This is a genomic window from Bacteroides congonensis, from assembly GCF_900130125.1.
GTDB lineage: Bacteria > Bacteroidota > Bacteroidia > Bacteroidales > Bacteroidaceae > Bacteroides > Bacteroides congonensis.
Map to the genome: position 1 here is coordinate 1,172,282 of NZ_FQXY01000009.1, position 15,638 is coordinate 1,187,919.

A 15,638-nucleotide genomic window follows, 5' to 3' on the forward strand; every position below is an offset into this window, starting at 1 on the left:
AAGTGTGCTATTTATGTAACACCCTAATAAATAGCATAAATGAAGAATTATTTTCAGAAAATACTGACCTTATTTACCGGACATGAATATCCGGAATCTACCGGGCAAGAATTCTACAGATGGTTGGTAGACAAGGAACATCTTTCCGAAAAAGACGAGGCATTACAAAACCTTTGGGAAGAAGCCTTAAAGCAGGAACCTGCTCCAAACATACACCGTTCATACGAGCAATTAAGAAAGAATGCAGGCATTCCTTCCGTACGGAAAGAACGCAGAATCCGCCCCATCCATATTTGGCAGGCAGCCGCAGCCGTATTCTTTATAGTAGCTGCTTCTTCCGTTTATCTTTCCACCATAGGAAAAGATGCGGAACCCAATTTACTACAGCAATACATCCCGACAGCAGAAATGCGGTCTCTCACCTTGCCCGACGGTACCAAAGTGCAACTGAATTCACAAAGCACCCTATTATATCCGCAGGAATTTACAGGCAAAGACCGTAGTGTATTCCTGATCGGTGAAGCCAATTTCAAAGTGAAGCCGGATAAGAAGCATCCGTTTATCGTCAAGTCAAACGACTTTCAGGTAACAGCATTGGGAACAGAATTTAATGTAGCCGCATACCCCGAGAATCCGATAGTAGCGGCAACCTTGATTTCAGGAAGTGTGCTCGTGGAATATAATGAACTGAATTCTCAAATGATTCTGAAACCAAACGAACAATTGGCCTATAACAAGCATACCCGCCGCTACAGTCTGAACAATCCCGATATGAGAGACGTAACAGCCTGGCAACATGGCGAACTTGTATTCAGGGAGATGAGTGTAAAAGACATCATCACGGTGCTCGAACGAAAATACCCATATACATTTGAGTATCAACTTAAGAGTTTGAAAGAAGACAAGTATAGTTTCCGTTTTAAAGACCAGGCAACGCTATCGGAAGTAATGGATGTGATAGTTAATGTAGTCGGTCAGATGGACTATAAAATAAAAGAGGGTCGCTGTTACCTGATTCCCAAATAACAAATAATTCCAGAATCAAAATACAGTAATAACAAACAACAATAATAGGCAACCTTTTTAACCTTTTACAGACATGCAAAAAAGTATCCGGAACAGAGCCCGAACTCTATTCCGGATATGAAATCGAAATTCTCAATATTAGAGTTTTACTCTAACTAGTGTGATTTAAATTAGTTTAATAACCTAATACTAAGAAAATGCTACAAATTTATGAATTTATAGTAAACCAAACAGCAAAGGGAAGAAGTTTTATACTTTTTTTCTGTTTGTTACTGATGCAGACATCCACCTTTGCGCAAAGCAGTGCCAAGATTACGATTCAAAAGAAAAACATATCTATAATAGAGGCACTAAAAGAAGTAGAAAGACAATCCGACTACTCTGTCGGATTCAACGATTCCCAATTAAAAAACAAGCCGGTCTTAAATCTCGACCTACGAATTGCAACAATAGAGAACGCCCTTGCACAAATACTCAAAGGTAGCGGGTTCACTTATCAGTTCAAAGGGAAATATATTATGATTATCCAGGACAACAAGCCAAAAGACATACCTGTCAGAAAAGTGACAGGAAAGGTTGTTGACGAAAGTAATGAACCTCTGATCGGAGTAAATATTAAGGTAGCAGGAAGCTCTGAAGGGGCTATCACCGATATGGACGGTAATTTCACAATTTCGGTTCCTCAAGGCGGTACATTAAGTTTTACTTATGTGGGATACACACCCCAAACCGTGAAAATCACAGATAAAAATGCTTATGAAGTGATATTGAAGAGTGACACAAAGCAATTGAGTGAAGTAGTGGTAACAGCACTTGGTATCAAACGCGAACAAAAGGCATTAAGTTACAATGTACAGCAAGTAAAATCGGACGAACTGACTCAAATCAAAGACGCTAACTTTGTCAACAGTATCAATGGTAAAGTAGCGGGCGTAACAATCAATAGTAGTTCATCCGGTGTGGGTGGCGCCAGCAAGGTAGTGATGCGTGGTACAAAATCCATTGAGCAGAGCAGTAATGCGCTGTATGTCATCGACGGCATACCGATGTTCAATTTCGGCGGAGGAGGTTCTACTGAATTCGGTTCTAAAGGCGCTACGGAAAGTATTGCCGACATCAATCCTGAAGACATCGAAAGCATCTCCGTACTGACAGGTGCGGCAGCCGCTGCCCTCTATGGTAGCAATGCTGCTAATGGAGCTATTGTTGTCACTACTAAAAAGGGGAAAGTAGGAAAACTACAAGCAAGCGTATCCACCGGCATCGACTGGATGAATCCATTCGTAATGCCAAAGTTCCAGAATCGCTATGGAACAGGAAGCTATGGCAAAGCAAACGGTTCTACAACTCTCAGTTGGGGACCGAAACTGAACGACGCGAGCCGTAAAGGGTACGAACCCACTGATTTTTTCGAGACGGGAGCAGTGTACTCCAACTCCATCAGCTTGTCCGCCGGTTCGGAAAAGAACCAAACTTTCTTTTCGGCAGCAGCGACCAACTCCGATGGAATGATTCCCAACAATAGGTATAACAGATATAATTTCACTTTCCGTAATACAACCAGTCTCCTTAATGACAAAATGAAGCTCGACGTTGGAGCCAGCTATATCATCCAGAACGACCGCAATATGATTAACCAGGGAGTATATTCCAACCCCTTGGTATCAGCTTATATGTTCCCTCGAAGCGATGACTTCTCACTGGTGAAAGTCTTCGAACGCTGGAGCGATGCACGCAAGATTAACCTACCTTATTGGCCGCAGGGTGAAGGTAATCTGCGTATGCAGAACCCCTACTGGATTGCCTACCGCAATCTGCATGAAAACAACAAGAAACGCTATATGTTATCTGCCGCACTGACATACGACGTACTTGACTGGCTAAGTTTATCCGGGCGTATCCGCATAGATAATTCAAACAACACTTATGAGCAAAAACTTTATGCCGGTACTATCGCTACACTGACCGATGGTGGTACACAGGGACATTACACCATTGAGAAAACCGAAACGGCGCAAACATACGCAGACTTTCTGGCAAATGTCAACAAACGCATTGATGATTTCACCCTTGTAGTCAATCTTGGTACTAGTTTGAGCCGTAACACTAGTTATACATTAGGTTACGGTGGTCCTATACAAGACAACGGAATTCCTAATTTATTCAATGTTTACGACCTCGACAACGTCAAGAAACGCGCCACACAGGTAGCTTGGGAAGAAATGACGCAGTCCATTTTCGCCAATGTGGAAATAGGTTGGAAGAGCATGCTCTATCTCACCTTGACAGGACGTAACGACTGGGCTTCTCAAATCCACGGCACCACCGATCCTTCCTTCTTCTATCCATCGGTTGGTCTGTCGGCAGTAGTTACTGAAATGGTAAAATTACCCGAATGGGTAGATTACTTGAAAGTGCGTGGCTCATACAGCTCCGTGGGTTCTCCCTACCCCCGTTACCTGACTATACCGACTTTCCCATACGATGCTACCTTGCAACAGTGGAAAGAAAAATCCCTCTACCCTATCGGCACGCTCTATCCTGAACGCACCAACTCCTGGGAAGTGGGTGTAGACGCAACGCTGCTCCGCGACTTCAAGATTAGTGCTTCCTTCTATTACGCCAACACTCACAACCAGACGTTCGACCCGGATATTTCGGTCTCCTCCGGTTATGACAAGTTGTATGTACAGACAGGTTCCGTACGCAACGTGGGCGTGGAAGGAATGCTAGGCTACGGGCATAACTGGAACGGTTTCAGATGGGACAGCAGTTTTACTTTCTCATCAAACAAGAACACGCTCACCGAACTGGTAAGAAACTATGTGCATCCCGAAACCGGAGAAATCATCAATAAAGACCGACTTCCACTGAAACCGTCTGACGGACGCGGATTGGCACAAGCAGAGTTTATCTTGAAAGAAGGTGGTTCGCTGGGCGACCTTTACACACGCTCCGATGTAGTGCGTGACGACAAGGGAAGAGTACAAATAGATGCCACCGGCAACGTCGCTAAAGTGGGTAACCTGAACGACATCAAACTGGGAAGCATATTCCCGAAAGCCAACCTGGCATGGAACAACTCCTTCTCCTACAAAGGCATCAACGTAGGATTCCTGGTTTCCGCCCGCATTGGTGGTATTGTATATTCAGCTACACAAGCCGCTATGGACGAGTATGGAGTTTCCGAAAGAACTGCCGTCGCCCGCGATGCCGGTGGAGTTCTTGTTAACGGACGCACCATGGTAGATGCGCAAAAATGGTTTGAGGTCATTGCCGGTTCCAGCGGCTTGCCCCAGTACTATACATATAGCGCAACGAACGTCCGCCTTCAGGAAGCACGCATCGGTTATACCATTCCCCGCCGCTGGCTAGGCAATGTATGCGACATTAATGTGGCACTTGTAGGCCGCAATCTTTGGATGATTTACAATAAAGCACCGTTCGATCCTGAAAGCGTGGCCACTACCGGCAACTTCTACCAAGGTATCGACTACTTCATGATGCCCAGCAGCCGTAACATCGGGTTTAACATTAAGCTTAACTTCTAAAACGATGAATAGCATGAAATACATAAAACAGTTCAATCTGACAGTGGTATCATTTGTCACGCTACTTATGGCAGGTAGCTGCATGGACAGTGATATCAACCGTAACCCTTTTGAGACCACTCAGGAAGAGATGGGACGAGACAATTATAATGTAGGTTCCAAGCTCAAAACTCTTGAAGGTCAAGTCATCCCCACACAGGAACATTTGTATCAGTTTATGGAAGCCATGTGCGGTGGTGCATACGGTGGATATTTCAGTGAAACACGCACAGGATGGAGTGAGAAGTTCTCGACATACAATCCGAAATCGGATTGGTTGCAAGGCGCCTTTTCTACCGTCTTCACCAACACGTATCCCAGCTACCGTACGCTTATGAAGCTGAACGATGTTCCCGTTCCGCAAGCTATTGCAAAAGTGCTGCGCGTAGCTATCATGCACCGTACCACCGACATGTTCGGCCCCATCCCTTACAGCAAAATAGTAGTAGAGGGAGAAGCAGCCGCACTGAGTGCTGCCTACGACTCGCAGAAGGACGTCTACACACAAATGTTCAAAGAACTGGAAGAAGCCGACAAAGCATTCATGGAGAATAGCACACTCGACCCTTCCGCCCTGAAGAAGCTCGACGACGTATATTACGGAAATATAGAACAATGGCGCAAATACCTTCATTCGCTACAACTACGCATGGCGATGCGTCTCTCTTATGTTCCGGAAATGAAAGATGAAGTCCGCCGGATTGCCGAAGCAGCAGTAGAGGCAGGTGTTATCACGGACAATGCCGACAACGCCCTGTTCCACGTGGCTGAGAACCGCTCCGCCCTCTGTTTCAACAGTTGGAATGACCACCGGATAGGTGCGGACATCATATGTTACATGAACGGTTATCAAGATCCTCGTCGTGAGAAATACTTCACTTTGGGAAAAGGCAAAGACAAAGACGGCAAAGCCATAGAAGGTTACTACGGCATGCGAATCGGTACTCAACCTACAGGCGTGTCCGACGATCAAATCATCAATGCCTACTCCAACCGCCGCATGAGCAACACCGATCCTTACACTTGGATGACGGCTGCTGAAGTTGCATTCCTCCGTGCCGAAGGAGCACTAAGAGGATGGGCAATGGGTGGAGAACCCAAAGATTTATATGAACAAGGCATCGCCCTCTCGTTCACGCAGCACGGAGTATCGGGAGCCGAGACTTACGCAGCTAACACCGAACTTGTCCCCACAGCCTACACAGACCCGTTAGGCTTATACAACACCAGCGCTCCGTCTACCATCACCATTGCGTGGAATACAGACACAGAGGCCGATCATTTTGAGGAGAACCTGGAACGTATCATCACGCAAAAGTGGATTGCCATCTTCCCGCTAGGCATTGAAGCATGGAGCGAGCACCGCCGCACGGGATATCCCAAAATGTTGCCTATTGATCGGAACAAAAGCGATTTCTCCGAACTGACCGACATCGGAATACGCCGTCTGCAATATCCTGCCAGTGAATATAGCCTCAACGGAGGACACGTGGAAGAAGCCGCACAAATGCTGGGAGGAGATAAAATAAACATCCGTCTTTGGTGGGATTGCAAAACGAACAACTAATAAAAGTAAAAACCTGAAAAACAAAAAGATATGAAACACCGATATTTGAAATCCAATTTGATAGCTTGTCTCCTGACAGCCACAATAACCGGAGGATGCCTGTTTACGTCTTGCGAAGACTGGACAGACCCGGAAGAGGTGGACTACACCATTCAGGATCCAAGTGAGCAAAATCCCGAACTTTGGGCACGCTATATAGAATCACTTCGCGTCTACAAACTCGAACGTCCGCACTATATCACCTACGCCAGTTTCAACAACGGCATCGAGCCTTCAAAGAACGAAGGTGATTATATCCGTTCATTGCCCGATTCGCTGGACTTTGTCACGTTGGCAAATTCAGAGAACATCACCGCTGCCGACCGTGAGGATATTCCCGAACTGCAAGAGAAAAGTACTCGTGTGCTCTACCACGTAGATTACGCCAAGAAAATGACGGAACTCCCTGACGAAGCTGCCTTGGGCGCATGGCTGGACAAAGCGGTAGCTACCGTTGCAGAGTTGAACATGGACGGTTTCGCCTTCAGCGGAATCCCCCTTTACGGCGGCACGGATATCGAACAGGCTGCACGCAAGGCATCTGCAAGGCTGATTGTCTCCAAACTATCCGCCACTGGGAAAGCGCTCGTTTTTGAAGGAGATCCCAGTTTTGTGGATGCTGCCGATATGGAAAAACTGGATTACGTAGTACTCAATACCGCCGACATAGAGAGAGCCGTAGCATTGAAACTGCTCGTAGCAAACACGTTGGAGATGCATACAACGCTATCAAAGACGCAACTGATACTCGCCACCAAGATGAACGGCAAACTAGCGGACGAAGACGGAAAATGGCATAATGCCGTGCTCGAAATACCCAATCGTGTGGTTGGCTTGGGTCCTTTGGGAGGAATGGCAATATACTCCATAGGTGAGGATTATTATCAACCTGAAAGGAATTATCATACTTGCCGGACGGCTATACAGATGATGAATCCGTCAATGTAAGACGAAAACAAGAGGATGATCATTAAATATTAGTTTGCCAAGAACCGAAACTAATGATAAAAAGCAATGTATAAATACTATAAAATCAATCTTATGAATAACCCATTCAAATACTTCGCCCTCTCCATGTTATTGGCAGCAATGACAGGATGCACGGCAGACGATATCGTACAAGTTGGAGGCACACTGCCCGATGAAACACCCATGAACAGCATAGGGGGAATCTTACGTAGTGAAAGAACTTTGTCGAATCTAATAGACATTGATTTGTACGAAGAAGACGAAGAAAGTACCGAATACATCAACTATACGTTGACTAAACCCTCTACAAGCGCTGTCACCTTGAAAGCGATTGCTAACGAAGCGCTGGCAAACGCTTACAACGAGAAATACAATCTCGAAACGAAGACATTCCCTACCGCTAACGTGAGTTTCGCAAACGGTGGCACACTCAACATAGCCGCCGGAAAGCAAACATCCACTCCTATTAAAGCGTCAATCTCTACCGGAGGATTAGAGGTAGGAACACTTTATATATTGGCACTCACCATAGAAAAAACTGCTGCAAACGTAGAAGCGCAGGCAGAAAGACAAGCGCTATATTATAGAATATACATTGAGAAGAAAGCGACAACTATCGAACCTAATCCGGGAGTGCCGGAGGACATACCGGAGTTATTGCCCAACCTGACTTCTGTATTCTATGTGAATACGGAAACCTACCAACCATACATTGCCAATGGATTCGGTATCACTGCTCAGCCCCCAAGACCTCAACCCAGAAAGATGTACAGCTTAGGGAATATTATAAATCTGAAAAGAGCAACGATAAACTACGATGTAGCCAGCCGGCGTATTACGTTTGAATTAGGTGCTGATTTAGCTTATGTATTGGAACATAGCAATAAATATCTCCGTCCGATCCAAGTACACAATCGTAAAATATGCATTTGCATTGAGAATGGCGGTCAAGGTATAGGATTCTGTAACATGAATACTACCCAAATAACCGATTTCGTCCGCCAAGTGAAAGCTGTAGTAGAACGCTACGACCTTGACGGCATAAACCTATGGGACGAAGATAGCAAATACGGCAAAGCCGGAATGCCGGAGTTGAACACCACGTCATACCCCATGCTGATCAAGAAGTTGAGAGAAGCCCTACCCGACAAGCTACTGACGCTGGTAGACAAAGGAGATGCAACGGAATATTTCTACGATGTTGATAAATGCGGCGATATCGAAGTAGGCAAGTATATAGACTACGCATGGCACGGATATGTTTCCCCAAAGGAAATTCTGCAAGTCATCAACCCCAACCCCGAAGGCAGCGCCCAGACTTATAGCAAATATACACGTAAACCCATTGCCGGGCTGAACGAAGAAAACTACGGAAGTGTAAATGTTCCTTGCTATAGTGACCATGATGGAGAAATTAGAAATCCTTCATCTGATATTATAGCCAAATGGAAAACTGCGGGAAATAAAAAGAGTAATATTCTGGTTTACGGAAGTGACCTGATCGGTCAAGAATATGGTGGTTATGAAAATGCGACCACAAGTATGATAACTTTAAATATTCCGTACTTTATGGACGATGGTTATACCTGGGATTATGAGACCGACACCCCCAAGCGCGGAGACACTCGCTACACACTAGGCAGACTGTATGGGATGGCAAGTGCGGGCCCCGACAGGAACCCTTTTAGAAAAGATTGGTAAATACAAAGAAATATTCATTTTATATTTACAAAAAACAGTTTAAGAAAGGAGGTATATAGAAACTGTATTCTTTTTCAAAAACAATTATCAATTTAAAAATTTAATTTTATGAAAACATCATTTTTAGTTATTTTAATGGCGTTGTTTATTGCAAGTTGCAGCAACAACGAAGATCTAGTGACAGAATCTCAGAATACTGAGACAGCCGGTACCCGTGCCGTAAGTGCCAAAACTCCAAAGTTGACTACGTATATTGAGACGAACGATATCAACCCGTTGAATATGGGTAACTATTACTTCACCGGTACAGACCCGAAAGATTACGTAGTGGATCATGTGATACTATTCGCATCGAACATTCGTGGCACCGTTTCAACGGTACAGTTGTATCACAATCCGAATCAGAGTTATATTCTGAATAACAGAAATACATTGGTGAAACCTTTGCAAGACAAAGGCATTAAAGTATTGCTCGGTTTATTAGGTGACCATACAGGTGTTGGTTTCGCTAATCTGACTAGTGCGCAAGTGACTTCATTTGCAGATCAAGTGGCAGATTGTGTCTATGATAACGAACTTGATGGCGTAGACTTTGATGATGAATACGCTGAATATGGGAAAATATCAGGCACTCCGTCACCAAGCGGCACTAACTTCAGCTTATTAATTACAACCTTACGCGCAAATCCGAAGATGTCCGGTAAGTTAATTACTGCTTTCCATTATGGTTATGCCCAAAGTTTCAATCAAGCTGCCAAGAATGCCATAGATTATATGTGGCCCGACTTCGGTACCGATTGGATCGCTCCTTCCGGATTCCCGGACAGCAAGTGGGCAAGTATGTCCATACAATACACAGGCGGCTTTCCTAGTGCTGGACAGATTCAAGAAGCAGCAGACTACTATGACGGCTATGGCGCTATCATGATGTTTAATGTACGCAATTATGACGCTTCCGGAACAATGAACAACTTTGCTTCACGAGTATGGAATGGTAAAACAGTAAGCTATATCAATGCTCCTTATCCAAAGAACTACTAGCAAAGTAATGCGACCTATTTTGATATATTTTTCGCAAGATATTACATAGCTAATCTTGCATTAAATAAGACAAACTAAAAAGAAAAAACCGGGAGTATCTGCCCGAAAGTACACTACTATGAAGTTATGCTTCCGCAAGTGGTACTCCCGGTTTCTTTTAATTCAAAACCAAAGCCACCGACTATGAACAATGTTAATCTTCATAACTATCCTATCGGCAACAACCGACGGAAGGATGCTAACGAAAACAGAAAACCCAACGAATAAATTCGTAACGACATATATTTATCAATCCCATAAAAAAACAAAAATTCAAATGCCATGAAAACAACAAAAATCTTCCGAGGCATCCTATCAATCGCCTCACTTACAAGTCTCTCCACAGCCATGCTACTATCAATAGCCGCCTGTGACAACAAGGACTACAGCAACGCCTCTCCCTTCGACAGCGTCGTCTACCTTGATGTCGCCCAACAAAAGGATGTAGCAAACTTTACTTTCAACCGCCTCATCGAAACCGGTCAGCAAACAATCGCCGCCCAGCTCTCACAGCCGACGGGAAGCGACGTTAACGTCAGCATCAAAGTAGACCCTACCTTGGTGAACACCTATAACGCTCGACTAGAAACAGATTACACTCTGCTCGATTCCAAATATTACACTCTCTCCACCGAGCAAGCCGTCATTCCGCAAGGCAAGACCATCTCGGCACCTGTCACCGTCGACTTCAAAGATCTCACCGAACTCACTATTGATGCTGGTTACCTGCTGCCCGTCACCATCAGTCAGGCGACAGGAGGAATCGGTATCCTCGACGGTTCGAAAACTATCTGCTACATCATCCGACGTTCCAGTGCTATCACCACTGCCGTCAGTCTGAAAGATAACTACTTCGAAGTGCCCGGATTTGACAAAAACAGCCCCACTGCCGAGATTGTGAACGGTCTGAAACAACTCACCTTCGAAGCTATCATTCGTGTGAACGACTTCAACTACGGTGCTGAAACGAAAAATATCTGTACCATCATGGGTATCGAACAATACTGTCTCTTCCGCCTCGGTGACGCCGGATTTCCCTTGCAGCAGCTGCAATTCGCCGCTGAGGAAAATAAAATACCCAACGCCAACAACAGCAAACTACTGCTCCCCAACGAATGGTATCACGTAGCAGTAGTTTACGACACTGAAGCGCGCACCGCCTCCATTTACCTCGATGGACGTGAACAAAGCCGCGCTGAAGACTACGGAACTGGCAAAGCCATCAACCTCGGTATGCAAGAACGCGGCAAACAGTTCATGTTCAAAATAGGTCACTCCTACGGCGAACCCGATGACATGAGCCGACAACTCGATGGTGAAATCTGCGAAGTACGTATCTGGAACATAGCTCGCACACAACAGGAAATCTACAAGAATATGTACAACATTGAAGATCCTGAACATGTCACAGGTCTCTGCGCCTACTGGAAGTTTAATGAAGGTGAAGGCGACATAGCAAAAGATTACTCCGGTCACGGAAACGATGCGAAAGCCTACAACAAAGCAGTATTATGGCCTGCAGGCATCGAAGTGACACAGAAAAATAAAGAATAACCGAGTATGGAAATTTTGGACACTGCCTTATCACAGAACAGTGTCCAATCTTCCCCAATTTAACCAATCATCCTTCGGAAGCTACTAACTCTTCCAAAGCTCATAGAATTAACTGGAGGGAAAAATTTCGAGCGAAAACAAGAGTAGTAGCAACCGAAGACTTTTAAGCTTTAAGCGCTGTGACATTTTTGTTCTTATTTTAAGTATTATACGGGGAAAAACAAAAATGTCACAGCGCTTATAATCAATATCTTAAACCTAAAGCCCCCCCTTATTTTCTATAAGTTTACAAAAAACACCTATAGTCTTTTCGCTTTTTATCAGAAGAAAACTGCACTTTCTATAATACTGCTCATACTACTCAACAACAGCAGAATAAATCTCATCTGTATAAAATAACAGTATCCGCAATAATCGTTTTTAGATGTATGAAGCAACAAATCGTCCGTTTAGTTATCAGATATCAAATTAAAACGATTATCTTTGTTTTCTACTCATTTAAACCTCACGCTTATGCCAGTAAATGAATGGAAGGAACTATATATTGACCCGAGAACCGATTTCGGATTCAAATACCTTTTCGGAACGCCTATGAACAAAGAACTGCTAATCGGCTTTCTGAATGCGAATTTGTTCGAAGCCGCTTCGATAACCCGTTTCACCCCAAAACAGTTGAGAGAATATGAAGATAGCGTAAAAGCGTATCGGGATATAGTGAACGCTGTGAATACGGCACGAAAAGAAGGACGTGAAGAAGAACGGTTAGAAATTGCCAATAATTTAAAGTCATTAGGAGTGGACATAACAGCCATTCATAAAGCTACCGGACTATCGCCGGAGGAAATTGAGAAGTTATAAACAATCAAAGCCTATAAGAATATTGAATTATAAACAAGAGTCATATAAGAGTTACCTTTGTCAAAGGTATCGTTCCGTTAAAAATGAAAGCTATTATGAGTACACCAGTCAATACGTTCCGCAAGCTCCCGATAGGGATACAAAGTTTCGAATTTCTCCGCTCGGAAGGATATCTTTATGTAGATAAAACTGATTTAATCTACCGACTTGTGACGAAGGGAAAACCTTATTTCCTCAGCCGCCCCCGACGCTTCGGAAAAAGCTTGTTGCTTTCTACTCTCGAAGCTTATTTCAAAGGGAAGAAAGAACTATTCAAAGGGCTGGCCATCGAACAGCTGGAACAGAATTGGTTTGATTACCCTGTATTACACCTTGACCTTAATGCCGAGAAATATGACAGCTGCGAACGGTTGGAAAAAATGCTTGAGTTACAATTGGAAAGTTGGGAGGCAACGTATGGCGTAGATAAAGGCACAATGACATACTCCGGCCGCTTTTCCACTATCATTCAGCGTGCTTACGAACAGACAGGACGGCGCGTTGTAGTGCTTGTTGACGAGTACGACAAACCCATGCTTCAAACGTTTGATAATCCAGATTTGCAGGAAGACTTCCGTAAAACACTGACTGCTTTCTATACAGTGCTTAAAAGTGCTGACGCATATCTTCAATTTGTTTTCATCACCGGAGTGACCAAATTTGCACAAATGGGAATATTCAGCACACTCAACCAGCTGAACGACATCAGCTTCGACCTCGAATACAATACTCTTTGCGGGATGACCCGCACGGAAATCGAAGCCACTTTTGTCCCCGAATTACAAGCATTGGCAAAACAAACTGAAACGACTTGCGAACAAGCTGTAGAACAGCTGACCTGCCAGTACGACGGATACCGTTTCACTCCGGAGAAAGGTTTTACCCCTATGTTCAATCCCTTTAGTGTACTCAGCGCTCTTTCCAAGTCACGCTTCAGTGATTATTGGTTTGCCAGTGGAACGCCGACGTTTTTGGTAGAAATACTTAAAAGGACGGACTTCGATCTCCGACAACTGGATGGCATTGAAGTATCTTCCGCCTCATTGAGCGATGACAGGGCGAACATAGCCAATCCCATTCCGATGATTTATCAAAGCGGATACTTGACGATAAAGTCCTTCGACCAACGCTTCCGTTCTTATACACTGGGATTCCCGAACGAGGAAGTGAAATATGGTTTTCTCAACTTTGCCGCTCCTTTCTATACTCCTGTCGCCCCCAATGATACAACTTTTTATATCGGGAAATTTGTTCATGAACTGGAAACGGGTGATACGGAAGCTTTCCTCACCTGCCTGACCTGCTTCTTTGCCGACTTTCCATACGAGTTGAATACAAAAACGGAACGTCACTACCAAGTGATATTCTATCTGGTCTTCAAACTGATGGGACAGTTTACGCAAGCGGAAATACGCACAGCCATCGGTCGCGCCGACGCCGTAGTAAAGACTGCGGACTACATTTATGTATTCGAATTCAAACTGCATGGCACTGCCGAAGAAGCCTTGAAGCAGATTGATGAAAAGGGCTATCTCCTTCCTTATACTGTTGACGGCAGACGACTGGTAAAAGTCGGTGTCGCTTTCGATGCCGAAAAACGAAATTTGGGAGAGTGGATAATTGGATGATGCAGACTGCAATTTAATTTATATACAATCGAGAGGTGTCTGAAACATTCAGATGCCTCTCTTTATTTTAATATTTTCGCCACAAATCCATCTTCTGGAATTATACATATTTCACACTGTATTTTAACACATGAAAATATTCAAAAAATGAGATTCATCATAACCTACCTTTTTCAATAAAGACAGGAAATATAACATTACAAATCAATTATACAACTTTCACTTACAATTCACTATTAACCACCTACATTTTTTTATAATAACCCAACAAATTACACAATCTTAATATTATAAATATTAGGACGAATCATTACATTTACTTCGTAAAGATAATTTCTTATCTATTGCAAAGAAAAATAGTATTGTAGTTGTTAATTTGTATATGATAAATCAAACACAAACAGCTATTGGCAGACAATCCAATAGTAAACCCTTTAAATCCAGGTCGCCTCCTTTCTCTGTCTCCACTTAACAGGCTAATTATATAATGCCGAAAACAAAAATAAAAAAATAAACAAAACATCATTACTTGGGAGGAGGTGCTTTTTTCCTTGACAAATTAAAACATTAATATTTAGACTTTGAATATAGAACTTGATTCTGAATATTGACCTCCCACATAACGAACAATTAAGAGATCATATTATTTGAGTTTGTAGTCGTATACAGCTATGCTTTCATAGTTGTAGGACATATTTGTGTTTTTCTATAAAAGGAAAAAGGCTATTCAAGCAAGTAGCGTCACTAAAAATATAATAACATGAATCTTTTAAAAAGAACATTGATTTCTATCTCAACGATAAAAGCAATAATTATTTCATTATACTCATACATACCCCATTTATTAACATTAAAGAGAGAAAACGATCTTCTAAAAGAAGAAATTCAATATCTGATTAATTCTTTTCCTAACGTACATCACCCGCTTACATTACCCCACACTTCTTTGCAAAATATCGGTAACAATGATAACACATCACCAACTTTGCCAGCCTCTGTTAAAGTTCTAAATGAAAATGATTACAACCTTATTAACAAAGTGAAAAATTTGGTGTTGGAAAGCCTGACCGATATAGATAAGATAACAATAAAAAAAATATCCAAAGATGTTGGTATGAGCCGAACCAAATTTTACGAATTATGGGTGTCCATCACAGGTGAAGCTCCAAATTTTTTTATTCATCGAATCCGTATGGAAAAAGCATGGGAATTATTGACTAGTGGAAAATATGCTGTAAATGAAATACCTGATTTGATTGGATTAAAGGACGAAAAAAACTTCCGGAAACGTTTCAAGAAACACTTTGGGATAACACCGAGTGAAGCCATCAAAAGGGTTGGAAAATCATCCATTTAACGGTCAGTCTGTATAATATTGGAAAAATCGTAAGTTGCCCGTCATTGATAAATTAGAGGTCAATGGCGAGCTTCTTGTCAAGAGAAAACAACAAGGAAGTTACACTTATGCATCTATACAGACAGACTTGTGCAGCAAGCTTGACACACTTGTGTATCCCCAAAGTTACTCAACAGCAACATACTAAATCATCCGTATGAAATAGCTAATAGAAAGCCGGAATTTATTAA

The 15,638-nt window shown here is 43.1% G+C and carries 10 protein-coding genes; all 10 read left to right on the forward strand.

The window, feature by feature from the left end; genetic code table 11:
* Positions 1-39: 39 nt before the first annotated feature.
* A complete protein-coding gene (locus BQ7997_RS11505; RefSeq protein WP_073346368.1) occupies positions 40-1,026 on the forward strand; it encodes a FecR family protein in 987 nt (328 codons plus the stop codon).
* Positions 1,027-1,223: 197 nt separating this feature from the next.
* Positions 1,224-4,577, forward strand: coding sequence for a TonB-dependent receptor (locus BQ7997_RS11510; RefSeq protein ID WP_073346371.1), 3,354 nt, complete (start codon positions 1,224-1,226; stop codon positions 4,575-4,577).
* Positions 4,578-4,581: 4 nt separating this feature from the next.
* Positions 4,582-6,183 (forward strand): RagB/SusD family nutrient uptake outer membrane protein, encoded by a 1,602-nt coding sequence (locus BQ7997_RS11515; RefSeq protein WP_073346372.1) that lies wholly within the window; start codon positions 4,582-4,584, stop codon positions 6,181-6,183.
* Positions 6,184-6,213: 30 nt separating this feature from the next.
* Positions 6,214-7,170 (forward strand): glycoside hydrolase family 18, encoded by a 957-nt coding sequence (locus BQ7997_RS11520; protein ID WP_083589218.1) that lies wholly within the window; start codon positions 6,214-6,216, stop codon positions 7,168-7,170.
* 93 nt (positions 7,171-7,263) lie between these two features.
* Entirely contained in the window at positions 7,264-8,892 is a 1,629-nt protein-coding gene (locus BQ7997_RS11525; RefSeq protein ID WP_235817281.1) for a BT_3987 domain-containing protein, read from the forward strand.
* Between the two features lie 108 nt (positions 8,893-9,000).
* Positions 9,001-9,933, forward strand: a complete 933-nt coding sequence (locus BQ7997_RS11530) for a glycosyl hydrolase family 18 protein (protein WP_073346378.1) — start codon at positions 9,001-9,003, stop codon at positions 9,931-9,933.
* Positions 9,934-10,254: 321 nt separating this feature from the next.
* A complete protein-coding gene (locus tag BQ7997_RS11535) occupies positions 10,255-11,526 on the forward strand; it encodes a DUF1735 and LamG domain-containing protein (protein WP_073346380.1) in 1,272 nt (423 codons plus the stop codon).
* Positions 11,527-12,039: 513 nt separating this feature from the next.
* Complete coding sequence (locus BQ7997_RS25175) at positions 12,040-12,384, forward strand: PD-(D/E)XK nuclease family transposase (protein ID WP_073346383.1); 345 nt, start codon at positions 12,040-12,042, stop codon at positions 12,382-12,384.
* Positions 12,385-12,479: 95 nt separating this feature from the next.
* On the forward strand, positions 12,480-14,051 hold the full coding sequence (locus tag BQ7997_RS11545) for an ATP-binding protein (protein ID WP_073346386.1): 1,572 nt from the start codon (positions 12,480-12,482) through the stop codon (positions 14,049-14,051).
* 760 nt (positions 14,052-14,811) lie between these two features.
* Entirely contained in the window at positions 14,812-15,408 is a 597-nt protein-coding gene (locus tag BQ7997_RS11550; RefSeq protein ID WP_073346390.1) for a helix-turn-helix domain-containing protein, read from the forward strand.
* The last annotated feature ends 230 nt before the right edge of the window (positions 15,409-15,638 follow it).

Coding starts and splice junctions, on each gene's coding strand:
- BQ7997_RS11505 (WP_073346368.1), top strand. CDS start 40: ATGAAGAATTATTTTCAGAAAATACTGACCTTATTTACCGGACATGAA.
- BQ7997_RS11510 (WP_073346371.1), top strand. CDS start 1,224: ATGCTACAAATTTATGAATTTATAGTAAACCAAACAGCAAAGGGAAGA.
- BQ7997_RS11515 (WP_073346372.1), top strand. CDS start 4,582: ATGAATAGCATGAAATACATAAAACAGTTCAATCTGACAGTGGTATCA.
- BQ7997_RS11520 (WP_083589218.1), top strand. CDS start 6,214: ATGAAACACCGATATTTGAAATCCAATTTGATAGCTTGTCTCCTGACA.
- BQ7997_RS11525 (WP_235817281.1), top strand. CDS start 7,264: ATGAATAACCCATTCAAATACTTCGCCCTCTCCATGTTATTGGCAGCA.
- BQ7997_RS11530 (WP_073346378.1), top strand. CDS start 9,001: ATGAAAACATCATTTTTAGTTATTTTAATGGCGTTGTTTATTGCAAGT.
- BQ7997_RS11535 (WP_073346380.1), top strand. CDS start 10,255: ATGAAAACAACAAAAATCTTCCGAGGCATCCTATCAATCGCCTCACTT.
- BQ7997_RS25175 (WP_073346383.1), top strand. CDS start 12,040: ATGCCAGTAAATGAATGGAAGGAACTATATATTGACCCGAGAACCGAT.
- BQ7997_RS11545 (WP_073346386.1), top strand. CDS start 12,480: ATGAGTACACCAGTCAATACGTTCCGCAAGCTCCCGATAGGGATACAA.
- BQ7997_RS11550 (WP_073346390.1), top strand. CDS start 14,812: ATGAATCTTTTAAAAAGAACATTGATTTCTATCTCAACGATAAAAGCA.